Raw genomic sequence first — 15,418 nt, 5'->3', positions numbered from 1 at the left:
GGCAACCGATCATGACGAATCCGTCCACCATGACGCCGGTAACTTTCGACGGCTGTTTCGGATGGCTGCACCGGCCGGCTGGCGCTCAGGCGGAGATGGGCGTGGTGCTCTGCAATCCGTTCGGCTATGAAGCACTGTGCACGTATCACGGCTGGCGCGAATTCGCCGAGGCGCTCGCGGCGCGCGGCATGCCCACGCTGCGCTTCGACTACCCCGGCACCGGCGATTCGAGCGGCCACGAGGAAGATCCGCAGCGCTTGCGGGCATGGCTCGACAGTATCAAGACGGCTGCGACGTGGCTTCGCGCCGAAACCGGCGTGACGCGTCTGAGTCTATGCGGGTTGCGTCTGGGGGCTACGCTCGCGGCGTTGGCCGCCGAGGAGTTGGGCGGCGTCGAGAATCTCGTGCTGCTCATGCCGGTCAGTTCGGGCAAGAGCTATATCCGCGAGTTGGAAATCCAGCATCAAAGCTGGCTCAGTGCGCAACATGCGCTCGGATTCAGTCCCGATGCGGAGGCTGCGGAAACGATCGGTGCGCATGGCTTCCGTCTCTATCCGGACTCGCTCGAGATGCTCGCAAAGATCGATCTCGAGCAGGGCGTGCAATGTCCCGCGCAGCGGGTGCTGCTGCAGGACCTGAACGAAAGTGCGCGTCTGAAGCGGCTGGCCGCGCATTACCAGGCGCAGGGCGTCCAGGTTGACCTGCAGATTTTCAGCGAGTACAGCAGGTTCCTGCTCGATCCTAGCTACAGCGAGACGCCTGGCCAGGCTTTCGATAGCGCGCTCGAATGGCTGGGTGCGAGCGCAGGCACAGCGGCCGGGACGGCCGTCGAGATGCGAGGCTGCGCAGCCACCGCGAGGATCGAGTTCGCGCATGGCCGTGAGACGCCAGTCGTGTTCGATGGCGGGCGTTACGCCGGCGTGTTCTGTCAGCCATTGCGCGCACTTGAAGGCGCCCCGGCGGTGCTTTTCGTCAACACGGGCGGCGTGCACCGCGTCGGCGACGGCCGCTTCACGGTGCTGATGGCGCGGCATCTCGCGGCTCAGGGCATCGCGTCGTTGCGCATGGACCTCAGCGGTCTCGGCGACAGTCTTCGTCGTGATGAAGCGCTGACGCTCGACATGGTGTACGCCCGGTACGCAGTCGCCGACGCCAGGGCCGGGGTCGACTGGCTGGTGGCAAAGGGCCATTCGAAGACCGTCATGTTCGGCGTCTGCACGGGCGCGTACGTCAGTCTTCATACGGCGCTCGCTCACCCAGCCGTGGCAGGCTGCGCCTCCGTCAACCTGCCGTTTTTTGTGTGGGGCGGCGCGCGGACGCGGCCGGGCGCGCAGCACGTGGCGTCGAGCGTCGTCTACCGGCGCGCGATGCGCAATCCACGCAAGTGGCTGCGGCTATTGACCGGACAGGCGAACGGTCGCGCGATCATCGCGGAACTCACGCGCCGTCTATGCGCGCGCATCACCGCGCGTGTCAGTACGGCGCTCGAACGGCTCTTCGGGCAGTCGACGCCAGGTGGATCGGTCCGCAGAATCGCGCTGGAACTCGAGCGCAAGGGTGTGCGAACCGCGCTGATGTACGGTCCGCTCGACGAGGGGCTGGACGAGCTGGAGATTCATTTTGGACCGAACGGCAGCCAGCTCGGCAAGCTGAGGAACGTCAGCGTAAAGGTGGTGGGGAAGGTGGATCACGCGCTCTTTTCACGCACGGCGCGTGATGCGGTGATGGCGCAGTTCGACGCGTTTCTGCGCGAAAGCGTGCTGGGCGCGTGGCGTGAAACCGTCGCGCCGAATCCCCGCTTGCGTGTCGCGGAAGTCCCGCAGCCTTGAGTTCGCGGTGTCTTCCGCGGCACCGGTTTCCGCGTGGGTTGCTATGCCGTTTGCCGCGTTGCCAGCAATACTGCGTGTCGTGGTCGACCTCGTGAGACCTATAGACGACGCTGCCCGACGTAACGAACAGGGATTGACAAAGCCCGTCCAGTCAACGAAGATCGAACGCATGAACTGCCTCGACATCCGTATTGCGCTGATTATTAGCACCATTCATCGAATGGTGGGTTAGCGCGCGTCTGATACGCAGTGACAAAAACCCGCCCCACGAGGCGGGTTTTTTTATGTCCGCTTTCTGCCTGCCTCCTGGTGATCTCTTTGATGACTTGTCCTTGCCGCACAGGAGCTTGCCTTGCCGTTACACGAACTCAATAAGGTCGACGAAGCCGCTGACAGCGTCGCATTGCGCCACGACTACCTGAAGAAAACCCTGACCGCGCGCGTCTATGACGTAGCCCGCGAGACCGAACTCGAACGCGCGCCGAATCTGTCGGCACGGCTGCGTAATCCGGTTTATCTGAAGCGTGAGGACAACCAGCCAGTGTTCTCGTTCAAGGTGCGCGGCGCGTACAACAAGATGGCGCATATTCCGGTGGACGCGCTGGAGCGGGGCGTCATTACCGCGTCGGCGGGCAATCATGCGCAGGGCGTGGCGTTGTCGGCGGCCCGCATGGGGGTGAAGGCGATCATCGTGGTGCCCGTGACGACCCCGCAGGTGAAGGTCGATGCGGTTCGCGCACATGGCGGAGCGACCGTCGAAGTCGTGCAGTTCGGCGAGTCCTATAGCGATGCGTACGGGCACGCGGTGAAGCTGCAGGAAGAACGCGGCCTGACGTTTGTCCACCCGTTCGACGATCCGTACGTGATCGCCGGCCAGGGCACGGTCGCGATGGAGATTCTCAGCCAGCATCAGGGCCCGATCCACGCGATCTTCGTGCCGATCGGTGGTGGTGGCCTAGCGGCAGGTGTGGCCGCGTACGTGAAATCGGTGCGCCCGGAGATCAAGGTGATCGGCGTGCAGACCGACGACTCGTGTGCGATGGCGGCTTCCTTGAAAGCAGGCGAACGGGTCACATTGAACGAAGTCGGGCTGTTCTCGGATGGCACGGCCGTGAAGCTGGTCGGCGAGGAAACCTTCCGCCTGTGCCGCGAATATCTCGACGACGTGCTGCTCGTGAATACCGATGCGCTGTGCGCCGCGATCAAGGACGTGTTCCAGGACACCCGCAGCGTGCTGGAGCCGGCCGGCGCGCTGGCCGTGGCGGGCGCCAAACAGTATGCCGAGCGCGAAGGCATCGAGGACCAGACGCTGATTGCGATCACGTCCGGCGCGAACATGAACTTCGATCGCATGCGTTTCGTGGCGGAGCGCGCTGAAGTCGGTGAAGCGCGTGAAGCCGTGTTCGCCGTGACGATTCCGGAAGAGCGCGGCAGTTTCCGCCGGTTCTGCGAACTGGTGGGCACGCGCAGCGTCACCGAATTCAACTACCGCATTGCGGACGCGAATTCAGCCCATATCTTTGTTGGCGTGCAGATCCGCAATCGCAGCGAATCGGCGCAGATCGCGGGCGCGTTTGAGGCGCATGGTTTTGCCACCGTCGATCTGACTTTCGATGAACTGTCGAAGCAGCACATCCGCTACATGGTCGGCGGCCGTTCGCCGCTGGCCCACGACGAACGTCTGTTCCGTTTCGAGTTTCCGGAGCGGCCGGGCGCGCTGATGAAGTTCTTGTCGTCAATGGCGCCGAACTGGAATATCAGCCTGTTCCACTATCGCAACCAGGGTGCGGACTACAGCTCGATTCTGGTCGGCATCCAGGTGCCGGAAAGCGAGAACAGCGAGTTCGACCACTTTCTCACGACGCTTGGTTACCCGTGCTGGGAAGAGACGCAGAATCCCGTGTACCGATTGTTCCTCGCGTAACGGAGCGAATTGCAGCGTGGCAGAAGACAGCGCCTGGCGACAGGCGCCGCTGCTTCGCCTATTAACGAGCGTGCTTACCCTGCCAGACTTTGCCGAAATGCACGGACATATACACGCCTAAGACCAGCGCGCCTGCAAATACCGCGAGGCAGTTTGCATTCACACCGATCGTGACAGGCTGCCGCGTGAGCAGATAGAGGCCGGCCAGCAGATTGAAATATCCCCACAGCACGTTGACCAATGCCGACGAATCGCCGACACCCCGCGGTTTCGCGAAAGGTGTCGGAAACGGCTCGCCGCGCAGGCCGCTCGCGAGGTGCGGGACGCAATTGCACAGAAACGCGCCGGAGAAAAACAGGGCGAGATAGCTCATGGAATGGTTCGTCTGGTTAGCAAAAAACGCGATCGGGCGACATGGATCATGCCGCATTTATGCGAGGGTATCCTCTCAAAAGATAGTAGAGGATGCCCTCGCATATGTCAAACCCGACCAGACCGGACTGCGGACGGTGAGCAACGGCGCACATGCGGTGCGGCGCCAGTAGTCTTGGCCGTCGCCAGCCGCGGGGTTAACATGCACGCTGGAATCCACATCACGATGCGAAGCCAGGCTCGCAAGAAAACAGCGGTTAAAACTCTCCGATATGGCAACGACACTTTCTAGCGGTGCGCAGGAGCCGAAACGACAACGGGGGCATCTACGGGTCGCGGCAATCATGGAAGCAGGCGTTGCGGTGTTTACCGAGAAGGGCTACGACGCGGCCACCATGACCGAGATCGCCGCGCGCTCGAACACCGCGATTGGCTCCTTGTACCGGTTCTTCCCGTCCAAAGAATCTTTGGCGGATGCGCTGCTTTCGCGCTATGTGCAGGACACGACGAGCAGCTTTACCGCGCTCGCCGATCAGTCGTCGGCAATGACTCCAGGCCAGCTCGCCGATGCATTCGTCGATTTCATGCTGTCGCTGCAATCGCAGCGCAGTCTGGCAATCGCACTTGTTGATGCGCGCGGTGGCAGCGACGAGCGGCGCGCACGTTTTCGCGAAACGATGCGCGGCAGCATCGCCACGATTTTGCGTAACGCGATTCCGCATCTGACGAAGGCGCAGTCCGAGACGAAGGCGGTGCTGCTTCTGCATGTGCTCAAAGCAGTCGCCGGGGCGAACGACGAGAAGCCCGCAGTGCGCCGGAGGTTGCTTGCCGAGATCCGGAAATTGACCAGGGTTTACCTCGAGGCCGCGCAAAGCGACACGGACGATCGGTTATCGGTCGAGTAAGCGCAAGAGCCGACTGGGCAACGGGATGACGCATTGACCTGTGTCCAGTCCGCTCGAACCGGTACATCCGTTATCTCAAAACTAGATACTGCATATCATCCATATCGCGTTGCGCGATACAGCGCATGATCGTCAAACTGCGTGCATATCAAACGCCGCATTCAGGAGACAACTCATGCGCACCCAAGTTGGCATCATCGGTGCCGGGCCTGCGGGCCTGCTTCTTTCCCATCTTCTTCACTTGCGCGGCATCGACTCGGTCGTACTCGAATCGCGCACTCGCGAACAGATCGAATCCACCATCCGCGCCGGCGTCCTCGAACAAGGCACGATGGACCTGCTCACCGATGCAGGTGTCGGCGCGCGCATGAAGGCCGAAGGGGCGTTGCATCACGGCTTTGAACTGGCTTTCGAAGGCAAGCGGCGCCGTATCGATCTGACCGGGCTCACCGGCCGTTCGATCACCGTCTACGCCCAGCACGAAGTCATCAAGGATCTGGTCGCCGCGCGCCTGGCTGCCGACGGGGCATTGCGTTTCGGTGTGACGGAGACGTCGCTGCACGGCATCGATACCGATCAGCCGTCGATCCGCTATCGCCACGAAGGCGAAGCGTGTGAATTGCAATGCGACTTCGTGATCGGCTGCGACGGCTCGCAAGGTGTGTCGCGTGCCTCGATCCCGCAGGCCTTGCGCAAAGATTTCGAGCGCGTCTATCCGTTCGGCTGGTTCGGCATTCTGTGCGAAGGACCGCCGTCGTCGGAAGAATTGATCTACGCGCGTCACGATCGGGGTTTTGCGTTGGTCAGCACGCGCTCGGCGAACGTGCAGCGCATGTATTTCCAATGCGATCCGAAGGATTCCGTCGACAACTGGTCCGACGACCGGATCTGGGCCGAACTGCACGCACGCGTCGATTCGCACGACGGCCAGCACATCGTGGACGGCAAGATCTTCCAGAAGAACATTGTCGGCATGCGCAGTTTCGTATCGGCGACGATGCAGCATGGCCGGCTCTTTCTCGCCGGCGATGCCGCGCATATCGTGCCGCCCACCGGCGCGAAAGGCATGAATCTCGCCGTTGCCGATGTGCGTGTACTGACCCAGGCGCTGAGCGCGTTCTACGTCGAAAATCGCACCGATCTGCTCGACAGTTACAGTGCAACCGCGCTCAAGCGTATCTGGCGCGCGGAGCATTTCTCGTACTGGATGACGAGCATGATGCACCGCATTGAAGGTGCCTCGCCGTTCGAACAGCAGTTGCAGGTAGCCGAGCTCGAATACGTGACCACGTCGCGTGCGGCGGCTACCGTGATGGCGGAGAACTACGTGGGCATCGCTGTCGTTTAAGAGGGATGGAGATCTGCGCGCGCAGCTTTGTGTCGCCAGCGTTTATAGAATGCGCGGGAAATTTTTGCTCAGACGAACCCCGGCGGGACCCGCGCACTCCGGCAAACCCTTGATGGGCGGGCTTCCGCGATTGTCGTGTCAAAAGCAACACTGAATTCAGGAATGGAGGATTTATCCGCGTCTGATCGACCTCTACACTGCTTCCACCGACTGCACGATCTGTGACATCTGCAGCGCGTATAAGACATTCTCTAGAGGTGGTTTCATGAAATCGCTCATCAAAGCTGTTGCTATTGCCGTTGTTCTTGGCGCCCCGATCGCTTCGTTTGCGCAATCGAATCAGCCTGCCCCGCAAGACGCGCAGGGCACGCAAGCGCAAGTTTCCACGCAGCAGGGCGCTGCTCAAGCCGATACCAGCGGTTATGGTTCGGCCAGTCGCGGCTCGTGGCAAGCAGGTCACGGCAATGACATGTCGGTAAGCTCGTATTCGCCGCCGATCTATAACGCGCGCTAAGGGCACAACGATAGGGCACAACGAAACACGCGGATCATTGCGGCGCTATTCGGCTCGTTCAATATCTGCGAGTTGAAAATAAGAGGCCGGTCATCGGAACAAGTCCGATGACCGGCCTTTTTTCGTATCCGTCACGCGGTTATGGCGTGCGCAACAAGGTCATTTCGTTGCGCAGCAGGGCGCGAAGGTCCTCGTCGGTGGGCCGCGTACCCCAGTGCCGCGCTCCCGCCACTGATGCAATCGCGATCCACGAATGAGGTGGGAACCATTCGCGGAGCACGGCGCCATCCTGACGCAAACATAGTTGGCCGGTTTGTTCGCTGTATTCGGCGGAGATGAGCGTGCCGTCGATTTGTGCGGTTACACGCCGTGGATCGCTGCGTAGCAAATCGTCGCTCCTGAAAAAGGTGTGGCGCGAATGCCTGCGCGGGCCGGCGGCGTCAGCGACGCTGCACCGGCCCATGCATTAGTGATCGCCCCGGCCGTGGTCATCGCCATGGCCGTGCCAATCGCCGTGATCGCCGTCGTGGCCGTGCCGGTCGCCGTGCGGGCCGTCGCGATAGCCGCGCGCGTCATGCCATTCGCGCTCGTGATGGCGTTCTTCCCACTCGCGTCGTTCCCAGTAGCGGTGGCCGTCGTAATAGCGCTCGCCGTACCAGCCCGGACTCACTATTACCACCGGCGGAGCGGGTACGTAGACAGGCGGAGGCGGAGCATAGACCGGCTCAGGGGCATAGGCCACGCCTGGAATGCCGATGTTCACCCCCACATCGACGTGCGCCAGCGCGACAGAAGATGCACCGATCCCCAGGCCTGCAACGATCGCCATGGACAGCCAGCGGTTTCGTGAATTGCTCATGTTTTATTCTCGGGTTTTACGATTGAGAGTGGAGTGCGCCGCGCGAGCAGCGCTTAGTAATGGTCGTGATCGTGGTAGTAGTGCTCATGGTCGTGATAGCCGCCCTCTGGCACGATGATGCAACCGCCCAATGCACTCCCGAGGGTGACAGCTAACAACACCAGCGCGAAAATTCGTTTCATGACGTTGCCTTCCCTTTTGCGTGTGATCGAACTCTACTGAGCGGCTGGATTACCGGTGTGTTCGTGTGTAACAGGACGTGTCGATTCATTCGCATGTCGGCCGCGCATGTGACACGGTATGGGGACGCGTTGCAGCGCTGCGATTAGTCGTTCCGCCAGCGAGAAATCGGTGGGCAACCCGCGGTGGGCAACCCGTTGAGCGCGCTATGAAAAACGTCGGGCCTTCATGCATCCGTGGTGCTCGGGCAGGTTGAAACGCATGCTTATGAACAACTGGAGCAGGCAGGGCGTAACAGGTCGCCACACGTATGCCTGACGGATACATTCAGTTGCAGACTAGGGATGTGAGTCGATGTGATGGGTTGCGATTCGCACTTTCTACGTGGTCGCTGATGCGTTACCGGTGCGTCGCCGCCCCACGCGCGTGAAAGAGATCGTCAAACGCGGCATCAGCTTTTCTTAAGGTTTGATCCGTAGCATCCTGCGTGAGTGCGCCCAGAATGTGTGTATCCTCGGCGCAAATACGCTCTCTTCATTCAATGGCTTCACTGCGGCTAAAACATTCTCATGACCATGCGCTCGGACTCGGCCAGTTTCTCACGCTATGCATCAGGCTATGACGGTGTAGCCAGGTTTCTTCACTGGCTGGTGGTTCTGTTGATCGCTGCGCAGTTCGTGATCGGTTGGACCATGCCGGATATTCATAAGGGCACGCGGCCCGATGGGTTGATCGCGTGGCATCTCGGCGTCGGGGCAGCGCTGATTGCAGCGGTGGTGGTGAGAATTGTCTGGCGTCTCACGCATACGCCGGCACCATCACCAGCCTCGCTGTCGCCTTTCCTCCGTGTCGTTTCGCACATCACGCACGGTCTGCTTTATCTCGCGCTGGTGGCTGTGCCTTTGTTGGGATGGGCCAACGCTTCTTCGCGTGGATGGTCCGTCAAGCTGCTCGGCGTACTGCCATATCCCGGCATCTCGGCGGTCGGTTCGTCAGTGGGGCATGAAATGGGCGATATTCATGGCTATCTGGCCTGGGTATTGTTCGCACTGGTTGCACTGCATATCGCGGGCGCGTTGTTTCATCGCTTCGTGCTCAAGGATCAGACAATGCAGCGGATGCTGCCGTGATCGGTTAGTGTGCGTTAGCGGCTTGTTGCTTCTCGTGTATTAATCGCCTGTCGTCTGCGTGCGAGCCGCGTTCCGTCGGTGGCCAACGGGCCTACCAATATCCTTCCCTGATGCCTGGATCATGGCGATTTCGACGTCATTGCATCGGCGCGCGATCGCCACTCCCGAGCGCGTGATAAGCACATAAAAAACAAGTCTTTTACGCGCGCCGCTAACACTGGTTAGCATCGTGGACGTGCGCTATAGCCGGATCACCGTGATCGATATGGACGCATTGCGGGACGTGAGCGATGCCGCGTGAGAAAACTCATAACGATATAAAAAGCTCTTCTATCAAGTGTCCAAAGCGCGATAGATTCGCGGCGCCCACTCTGCCGATAATGGTTCGTCGATTCAGCAGACAGAGCCAATCAAGTGTTGATTCAACCGGCGCTCTGACCTGTCTCATCCTCAAACCCAGGAGTTGCGTCGCATGTCGAATCTCAGTCTCGCGACGTCCAGCGCATTGGACATTCATCCCGTCACCGGCCGCATCGGCGCGGAAATTCGCGGCGTGCGCCTGTCGGGCCAGCTCGAACCGGCCACCGTCGAAGCGATTCGCGCCGCGCTGGTGCGCCACAAGGTGATCTTTTTCCGCGGCCAGACGCACCTGCAGGATACCGATCAGGAGGCCTTCGCCAAGCTGCTTGGCGAGCCGGTTTCACACCCCACGGTGCCGGTGGTGGACGGCACCGACTACCTGCTCGAACTCGATTCGCATCGTGGCGGCCGTGCGAATTCGTGGCACACGGACGTGACTTTCGTCGACGCATATCCGCAAGCGTCGATCCTGCGCGGCGTGACGATTCCGGAAGTGGGCGGCGACACCGTCTGGGCCAACACCGCGACCGCATACGACGATCTGCCGCCGCCGCTCAAAGCGCTCGCCGAGCAATTGTGGGCCGTGCACAGCAATGAATACGACTACGCGAACTATGGCAACGTCGGCGAGCGCGGGCGAGATGCCGAAGCGCTCAAACGCTATCGCGAAGTGTTCGTGTCGACACGCTATGAGACCGAGCATCCGGTCGTGCGCGTGCATCCGGAATCCGGCGAAAAGACGCTGATTCTCGGTCATTTCGTGAAGAGCTTTGTCGGTCTCACGCCGAGCGCGTCGGCGCATGTGCTGGAACTGCTGCAGGCCTATGTGACGCGTCTCGAGAACATCGTGCGCTGGCGCTGGCAGGCAGGCGACGTCGCGATCTGGGACAACCGCGCGACCCAGCACTACGCCGTCAACGACTACGGCGACGCTCACCGCGTGGTACGTCGTGTGACGCTGAAGGGTGACGTGCCGGTGAGCGTCGATGGTCGCCGCAGCTTTACGCGCAGCGTCGAACCGAATCCGGCTGCGAGGGCTGCTTGAACGTCGCGGGCCGCTTATGCATGCGTACACTGTGCATGCCACACTGCTTGCGTACGTGATGAAGGCGCCCCGAAGAATTCCGTCGAATTTTTTGGGGGGCCTGCGTTTTTCAGTTCAACCCTTCGACAATTACATGCTCCGTCGCCTCGCGATAGCCGAGCCGCGTCGAGATCGCGAGCCCCGACTGCTTGAGTAGCGCGACGTAGTGCGATTTCGTGTCGGCGCCGCAGCGCATTGTTGGAAACGAAATCGACAGGCCGGCGATCACGCGGCCAAAGCGGTCGAACACCGGCACCGCGAGACACTGCAGCCCTTCCTCCTGTTCCTCGTTATCCTCGCCGTAGCCTTGCTCGCGCACGCGCGGCAGGATGCTCAACACAGCGTCGGCAGAGGCGAGCGACTTTTGCGTCGACTTGCGAAATTCCACGTGTGAGAGTACTTCGCGCGCTTCTGCCGGGTCCATCCACGCGAGCAGCACCTTGCCGATCGCCGTGCTGTGCAGGGGATTGCGGCGGCCGATTCGCGACTGCATGCGCAGCCCGTAGTCGGCGTCGATCTTATGGATGTAGATGATGGCGTCTTCGTCAAACGCGCCGAGGTGGACCGCCTCGCGCGTGACCTGGCCGATGCGGCGCATCTCGACATCGGCCTCGCGCACGAGATCGACGCTTTCCAGCGCCTTCGCGCCGAGTTCGAACAGGCGGATCGTCAACCGGTAGCGCTCGGTTTCGATTTCCTGCGTCACATAGCCGAGCGCTTTCAGCGTCTGGATCACGCGGTGCACGGTGGTCTTCGACATGCCGAGCCGCTGCGACAATTCGCTGATGCCGATCTGCCCGCTGTCGCCGATCGCGCCAAGAATCGCGAAGACCCTGCCGATCGACGAGGCCGATTCGCCTCTGTCGTTAGCCATACCGCCCGCGCTGTCCGCTTCCTGCATGTGTACGGCGTCGTCGTCCTTGCGCTGCTTGCCCATTGCTGCCATGTCCGTCATTCCCTGTTGATGCCAAACCGATCAAAATCCGCTCACAGCCCGATGCCGATCGCCCCCAGCGCCGAGAGCATACCGCGTCGCGCGAGCCGCGTGACCTCTCTGCTTCCATCACGCTAGCGCGCGAGCCAGCCGCCGTCCACTGCAAGCGTATGGCCGTGCACGTAGTCCGACGCGGACGACGCGAGGAACACCACCGGTCCCGCGAGATCCGCCGGCGTGCCCCAGCGGCCCGCCGGGATACGTCCGACGATTTCATCGTTACGCTGCGCGTTGCCGCGCAGCGCCGCCGTGTTCGCGGTGGCCATGTAGCCCGGCGCGATCGCGTTCACGTTGATGCCCTGCGCGGCCCACTCGTTCGCGAGCAACCGCGTGAGACCGAGCACGCCGCTTTTCGACGCTGTATACGACGCCACGCGGATGCCGCCCTGAAACGACAGCATCGACGCGACGTTGATGATCTTGCCGCCGCTTGCCTGTTTCACGAACTGCCGCGCCACGGCCTGCGAAAGAAAGAAGACGCTCTTCAGGTTGACGTCCATGACGGCGTCCCAGTCGTCTTCGCCGAAGTCGAGCGCGTCCTTGCGGCGGATGATGCCTGCGTTGTTCACGAGCACGTCGACGCGGCCGAACGCTTCGACTGCGGCGCGCACGATGTCGTCGACCGGAGCGATCGAGGCGAGATCGGCGCGCACATCCGCGAAGCGGCGGCCGGTGGCTTCGACGTGCGCGGGAGTATTGCCGGCGTCCGCGCGGCTCACGCCGACGATGTCGCAGCCGGCCATGGCGAGCGCGACGGCCATGCCGGCGCCGAGGCCCGCATTGCTGCCGGTGACGATGGCGACCTTACCGGTCAGATCGAAGCTGTTCACTGTGCGTAGGTTCCTATGTCGTTCGCGGTGCCGGTGGCGTCCAGGGTGCTCGTGGTACCTATGTGCCTGCGGTGCTTGCGGTGCCCGTGCAGCGCTGAGGGAGGAGCCTGCTCGCCTTCAACGCAGATCGCGCACCGCAATGTGATCCATGTCGCTGAACACCTGGTTCTCGCCGACCATGCCCCAGATGAACGTGTACGCGCGCGTGCCGACGCCAGAGTGAATCGACCAGCTCGGCGAGATCACGGCCTGCTCGTTGTGCACGAGGATGTGCCGCGTTTCGTCCGGTTCGCCCATCATGTGGAAGACGGCCGCGTCGTCGGCGACGTTGAAATAGAAGTACACCTCCATGCGGCGCTCGTGCGTGTGGCACGGCATCGTGTTCCAGAGGTTGCCCGGTTCGAGCTTCGTCATGCCCATCGAGAGCTGGCAGGTGGGTAGCACCTCGGGAACGATGAACTTGTAGATGGTGCGGCGATTGCTTGTGGCGGGGTCGCCGAGCGTTTCGGGCGATGCTTGCGCGAGCGAGATCGTGCGGGTGGGGTGCGACTCATGCGCGGGCGCGCAGTTCAGGTAGAACTTGGCGGGGCGCGCCGCGTCGTCGCTGCCGAACGCGACGGCCTGCTTGCCCTTGCCGATGTAGATCGCCTCTTCGTTGCGCACCGTATAGCGCGTGCCGTCCACGTCGACCCAGCCATCGCCGCCGATGTTGATCGCGCCAAGCTCGCGACGCTCCAGCAGATAGCCGACGCCGATCGCTTTGCCTAGCGAGGTAGGCACCTCGACCGCGCGCGTCGCCGGCCACACGCCGCCCACAATGATGCGATCGATATGGCTGTACGTGAGGCGCAGCGCGTCGCGTTCGAACACGTCTTCGACGAGGAACTGCTTGCGCAGTCCGGCGGTATCCAGGGTCTTCGCGTGCTCGCTGTTGATGCTCTGTCTCACTTCCATTGCTCTTGCCTCCGGTCGGATGGGGTGTCTTGCCGTGCCGTTTTACGACGGCGTTCTGTTGCTGACTGTAGCGCAGAATTTCAAATCTGGAACATCGGTCCGAAAATATTGCACTGCCACATCAAGCGCGGCAAGCCTTCTGGGTGACACACGGGTAAACGATGATCAGGAAGTCTATCAAAATCGGAACGTTGTTCCTATCGCGATGCTATATTGCGCCGAAAGGGAGTCGCCCGGCGCAAGAACGGGACATCACCCCGGGTGATCCACCCGACAACTGGACGCAAAGTCCATGGAGGAGGCATGAAGCTCAAGAAGGCCATCGACCGCATTCCAGGCGGCCTGATGCTGGTGCCGTTGCTGCTCGGCGCCTGTGTCCACACGTTTGCGCCGGGCGGAGGGAAGTACCTCGGGTCGTTCACCAATGGATTGATTACCGGCACCGTGCCGATTCTGGCGGTGTGGTTCTTCTGCATGGGCGCGACGATCGACCTGCGGGCGACCGGCACGGTACTGCGCAAGTCGGGCACGCTGCTCGTGACCAAAATGGTGGTGGCGTGGATTGCAACGATCGTTGCTTCGCACTTCATTCCGATCGACGGCGTCAAGGCGGGCCTGTTCGCGGGCCTCTCGGTGCTCGCGATCACGACGTCGATGGACATGACCAACGGCGGTCTCTATGCGGCCGTGATGCAGCAATACGGCTCCAAGGAGGAGGCGGGCGCGTTCGTCCTGATGTCGATCGAATCGGGGCCGCTCGTCAGCATGATCATCCTCGGCGCGACCGGCGTCGCGTTCTTCGAACCGCGGCTGTTCGTCGGCGCGGTGCTGCCGTTCCTGATCGGCTTCGCGCTGGGTAACCTGGACAGCGAGTTGCGCGAGTTCTTTGGCCGCTGCGTGCATCCGCTGATTCCTTTTTTCGGCTTCGCGCTCGGTAACGGTATCGACCTGAATGTGATCGTCACGAGCGGCTTGCCGGGCATCGTGCTGGGCCTTGGGGTGATCGTCGTGACGGGCATTCCGCTGATCCTCGCGGATCGGTGGATCGCGGGCGGAAATGGGGCGGCGGGGTTGGCGGCTTCGTCGACGGCGGGGGCCGCGGTGGCGAATCCGGCGATCATCGGCGAGATGATTCCGCGCTTCAAGCCGCTGGTGCCGGCTGCGACGGCGATGGTCGCGACGGCGTGTCTCGTGACCGCGATTCTGGTGCCGATTCTGACCGCGCTTTGGGTGCGCCGGCATCATACGCGCGATGCGTTGCGCGAGGAGTTTGCGGCAGCGACGACGCCACCGCAGCCGCTTAGTGAGCGGGACGTGCACGTTTGAAGGGGTGGGGCGGCTGGTTTGCGTCTGAACGCGAAGAAGTGGGGCGAGTCACGTGACGTGGAGGTGGGGCTTCACCGCCCCAGCTTCCTCTCCAACATCGCCTTAAGCTCCGCCCACTCTTCATCGATGATGCTAAAGCGCACCGAATTGCGCTTGCGCCCATCCGGCATGATCCGCTCGTGCCGGACAATCCCTTCCTGTTTCGCGCCGATCCGCAGAATCGCCGCTCTTGATTTCTCGTTGAGCTCGTCGGTAGTGAACTGCACGCGCACGCACTGCATCGCTTCGAACGCTTGACTCAGCAGAAGGTACTTGGCCTCGGTGTTCACCGCCGAGCGCTGTACCGATTCGCCCAGCCACGTGTGGCCGATTTCCAGCTTCCGGTTCATCCGATCGATCTTCCAGAACCGCGTGCTGCCGACAATCGCCCCGGTGTCGCGCCTCACGATCACAAACGGCATCACCGTGCCGGCCGCGCGCCCGTCGAGCGCGGTCGCGATATAGCTGCCGATGGTTTCAGGACCCGGCACGACAGTCAGCTTCATATTCCACAATTGCCCGTCCACGGCTGCGTCGAGCAGTGCCTGGGCGTGTTCCTGTTGAAGTGGCCTGAGTTCGACGGCCTGTCCGATCAGTGTGGGTTGCATGACGTGAGGGAAGTTGCAATAAACAAAAAAGTCCGCGAACGAGCGCTCGCGGACCTGGCACAGCAATCAATCAGGCGGGCGAAGTCAGAAACCTCGCCCTGAAAGCCTGATGACGGCCTTCGGCGTTTTAAGCCGCCGTCACCGAAACCGCCTTGGTAACCA

16 protein-coding genes are annotated in these 15,418 nt (G+C 61.8%); 8 read left to right on the top strand and 8 right to left on the bottom strand.

Features of this window, described 5'->3' with window-relative positions:
- Nucleotides 1–11 precede the first annotated feature (11 nt).
- Both P3T25_RS33455 and ilvA read left to right on the top strand, forming a co-directional pair.
- Nucleotides 12–1,829, top strand: coding sequence for a serine aminopeptidase domain-containing protein (locus tag P3T25_RS33455; protein WP_429361286.1), 1,818 nt, complete (start codon nucleotides 12–14; stop codon nucleotides 1,827–1,829).
- 352 nt (nucleotides 1,830–2,181) lie between these two features.
- On the top strand, nucleotides 2,182–3,753 hold the full coding sequence (gene ilvA / locus P3T25_RS33450) for a threonine ammonia-lyase, biosynthetic (protein ID WP_429361284.1): 1,572 nt from the start codon (nucleotides 2,182–2,184) through the stop codon (nucleotides 3,751–3,753).
- Between the two features lie 61 nt (nucleotides 3,754–3,814).
- On the opposite strand, the gene P3T25_RS33445 is transcribed toward ilvA, so the two are convergent.
- Entirely contained in the window at nucleotides 3,815–4,126 is a 312-nt protein-coding gene (locus P3T25_RS33445) for a hypothetical protein (RefSeq protein ID WP_154567772.1), read from the bottom strand.
- A gap of 343 nt (nucleotides 4,127–4,469) precedes the next feature.
- Between P3T25_RS33445 and P3T25_RS33440 the strand changes: the two genes are divergently transcribed.
- The 3 genes from P3T25_RS33440 to P3T25_RS33430 all read left to right on the top strand — a co-directional run bounded on the left by P3T25_RS33440 (nucleotide 4,470) and on the right by P3T25_RS33430 (nucleotide 6,892).
- Complete coding sequence (locus tag P3T25_RS33440; RefSeq protein WP_233468938.1) at nucleotides 4,470–5,030, top strand: TetR/AcrR family transcriptional regulator; 561 nt, start codon at nucleotides 4,470–4,472, stop codon at nucleotides 5,028–5,030.
- Nucleotides 5,031–5,205: 175 nt separating this feature from the next.
- Nucleotides 5,206–6,378 carry a 4-hydroxybenzoate 3-monooxygenase gene (locus P3T25_RS33435; protein ID WP_429361281.1) on the top strand — a complete coding sequence of 391 codons (1,173 nt, stop codon included), beginning with the start codon at nucleotides 5,206–5,208 and terminating at the stop codon, nucleotides 6,376–6,378.
- 265 nt (nucleotides 6,379–6,643) lie between these two features.
- Nucleotides 6,644–6,892: a hypothetical protein gene (locus tag P3T25_RS33430; RefSeq protein WP_266260987.1), complete on the top strand. Its 249-nt coding sequence runs from the start codon at nucleotides 6,644–6,646 to the stop codon at nucleotides 6,890–6,892.
- Between the two features lie 139 nt (nucleotides 6,893–7,031).
- Here the strand turns inward: P3T25_RS33430 and P3T25_RS33425 are convergent, their stop codons facing one another.
- From P3T25_RS33425 to P3T25_RS33415, 3 genes are all read right to left on the bottom strand, one after another.
- Nucleotides 7,032–7,280, bottom strand: a complete 249-nt coding sequence (locus P3T25_RS33425) for a hypothetical protein (RefSeq protein WP_154567779.1) — start codon at nucleotides 7,278–7,280, stop codon at nucleotides 7,032–7,034.
- A 78-nt stretch (nucleotides 7,281–7,358) separates the two neighbouring features.
- Nucleotides 7,359–7,751 carry a hypothetical protein gene (locus P3T25_RS33420; protein WP_429361278.1) on the bottom strand — a complete coding sequence of 131 codons (393 nt, stop codon included), beginning with the start codon at nucleotides 7,749–7,751 and terminating at the stop codon, nucleotides 7,359–7,361.
- A gap of 53 nt (nucleotides 7,752–7,804) precedes the next feature.
- On the bottom strand, nucleotides 7,805–7,933 hold the full coding sequence (locus P3T25_RS33415) for a hypothetical protein (RefSeq protein ID WP_266260989.1): 129 nt from the start codon (nucleotides 7,931–7,933) through the stop codon (nucleotides 7,805–7,807).
- A gap of 567 nt (nucleotides 7,934–8,500) precedes the next feature.
- Between P3T25_RS33415 and P3T25_RS33410 the strand changes: the two genes are divergently transcribed.
- Together P3T25_RS33410 and P3T25_RS33405 are read left to right on the top strand one after the other, a co-directional pair.
- Entirely contained in the window at nucleotides 8,501–9,061 is a 561-nt protein-coding gene (locus P3T25_RS33410; protein ID WP_429361276.1) for a cytochrome b, read from the top strand.
- 472 nt (nucleotides 9,062–9,533) lie between these two features.
- Nucleotides 9,534–10,466, top strand: coding sequence for a TauD/TfdA dioxygenase family protein (locus tag P3T25_RS33405; protein ID WP_429361274.1), 933 nt, complete (start codon nucleotides 9,534–9,536; stop codon nucleotides 10,464–10,466).
- A gap of 109 nt (nucleotides 10,467–10,575) precedes the next feature.
- Here the strand turns inward: P3T25_RS33405 and kdgR are convergent, their stop codons facing one another.
- From kdgR to kduI, 3 genes are all read right to left on the bottom strand, one after another.
- Nucleotides 10,576–11,451, bottom strand: a complete 876-nt coding sequence (gene kdgR, locus P3T25_RS33400) for a DNA-binding transcriptional regulator KdgR (protein ID WP_171927547.1) — start codon at nucleotides 11,449–11,451, stop codon at nucleotides 10,576–10,578.
- A 122-nt stretch (nucleotides 11,452–11,573) separates the two neighbouring features.
- Nucleotides 11,574–12,329, bottom strand: coding sequence for a 2-dehydro-3-deoxy-D-gluconate 5-dehydrogenase KduD (kduD, locus tag P3T25_RS33395; protein WP_171927546.1), 756 nt, complete (start codon nucleotides 12,327–12,329; stop codon nucleotides 11,574–11,576).
- Between the two features lie 117 nt (nucleotides 12,330–12,446).
- Complete coding sequence (gene kduI / locus P3T25_RS33390) at nucleotides 12,447–13,283, bottom strand: 5-dehydro-4-deoxy-D-glucuronate isomerase (protein ID WP_154567799.1); 837 nt, start codon at nucleotides 13,281–13,283, stop codon at nucleotides 12,447–12,449.
- A gap of 303 nt (nucleotides 13,284–13,586) precedes the next feature.
- Between kduI and kdgT the strand changes: the two genes are divergently transcribed.
- Nucleotides 13,587–14,609, top strand: a complete 1,023-nt coding sequence (gene kdgT, locus P3T25_RS33385) for a 2-keto-3-deoxygluconate transporter (protein ID WP_171927545.1) — start codon at nucleotides 13,587–13,589, stop codon at nucleotides 14,607–14,609.
- A 71-nt stretch (nucleotides 14,610–14,680) separates the two neighbouring features.
- Here kdgT and P3T25_RS33380 read toward each other — a convergent pair whose 3' ends face one another.
- Nucleotides 14,681–15,256: a GNAT family N-acetyltransferase gene (locus P3T25_RS33380; protein ID WP_171927544.1), complete on the bottom strand. Its 576-nt coding sequence runs from the start codon at nucleotides 15,254–15,256 to the stop codon at nucleotides 14,681–14,683.
- Nucleotides 15,257–15,418: the final 162 nt, after the last annotated feature.

Source organism: Paraburkholderia sp. GAS32 (assembly GCF_050434225.1).
Classification (GTDB): domain Bacteria; phylum Pseudomonadota; class Gammaproteobacteria; order Burkholderiales; family Burkholderiaceae; genus Paraburkholderia; species Paraburkholderia madseniana.
Note: the sequence above shows the minus strand (reverse complement) of the source record. Positions and strands in the feature narration are given on the sequence as shown.

What these genes read in the sequence shown, in the direction of transcription:
- P3T25_RS33455 (WP_429361286.1), top strand. Translation starts at nt 12, where the DNA reads ATGACGAATCCGTCCACCATGACGCCGGTAACTTTCGACGGCTGTTTC.
- P3T25_RS33445 (WP_154567772.1), bottom strand. Translation starts at nt 4,126, where the DNA reads ATGAGCTATCTCGCCCTGTTTTTCTCCGGCGCGTTTCTGTGCAATTGC.
- P3T25_RS33440 (WP_233468938.1), top strand. Translation starts at nt 4,470, where the DNA reads ATGGAAGCAGGCGTTGCGGTGTTTACCGAGAAGGGCTACGACGCGGCC.
- P3T25_RS33435 (WP_429361281.1), top strand. Translation starts at nt 5,206, where the DNA reads ATGCGCACCCAAGTTGGCATCATCGGTGCCGGGCCTGCGGGCCTGCTT.
- P3T25_RS33430 (WP_266260987.1), top strand. Translation starts at nt 6,644, where the DNA reads ATGAAATCGCTCATCAAAGCTGTTGCTATTGCCGTTGTTCTTGGCGCC.
- P3T25_RS33420 (WP_429361278.1), bottom strand. Translation starts at nt 7,751, where the DNA reads ATGAGCAATTCACGAAACCGCTGGCTGTCCATGGCGATCGTTGCAGGC.
- P3T25_RS33415 (WP_266260989.1), bottom strand. Translation starts at nt 7,933, where the DNA reads ATGAAACGAATTTTCGCGCTGGTGTTGTTAGCTGTCACCCTCGGGAGT.
- P3T25_RS33410 (WP_429361276.1), top strand. Translation starts at nt 8,501, where the DNA reads ATGACCATGCGCTCGGACTCGGCCAGTTTCTCACGCTATGCATCAGGC.
- P3T25_RS33405 (WP_429361274.1), top strand. Translation starts at nt 9,534, where the DNA reads ATGTCGAATCTCAGTCTCGCGACGTCCAGCGCATTGGACATTCATCCC.
- kdgR (WP_171927547.1), bottom strand. Translation starts at nt 11,451, where the DNA reads ATGGCAGCAATGGGCAAGCAGCGCAAGGACGACGACGCCGTACACATG.
- kduI (WP_154567799.1), bottom strand. Translation starts at nt 13,283, where the DNA reads ATGGAAGTGAGACAGAGCATCAACAGCGAGCACGCGAAGACCCTGGAT.
- kdgT (WP_171927545.1), top strand. Translation starts at nt 13,587, where the DNA reads ATGAAGCTCAAGAAGGCCATCGACCGCATTCCAGGCGGCCTGATGCTG.
- P3T25_RS33380 (WP_171927544.1), bottom strand. Translation starts at nt 15,256, where the DNA reads ATGCAACCCACACTGATCGGACAGGCCGTCGAACTCAGGCCACTTCAA.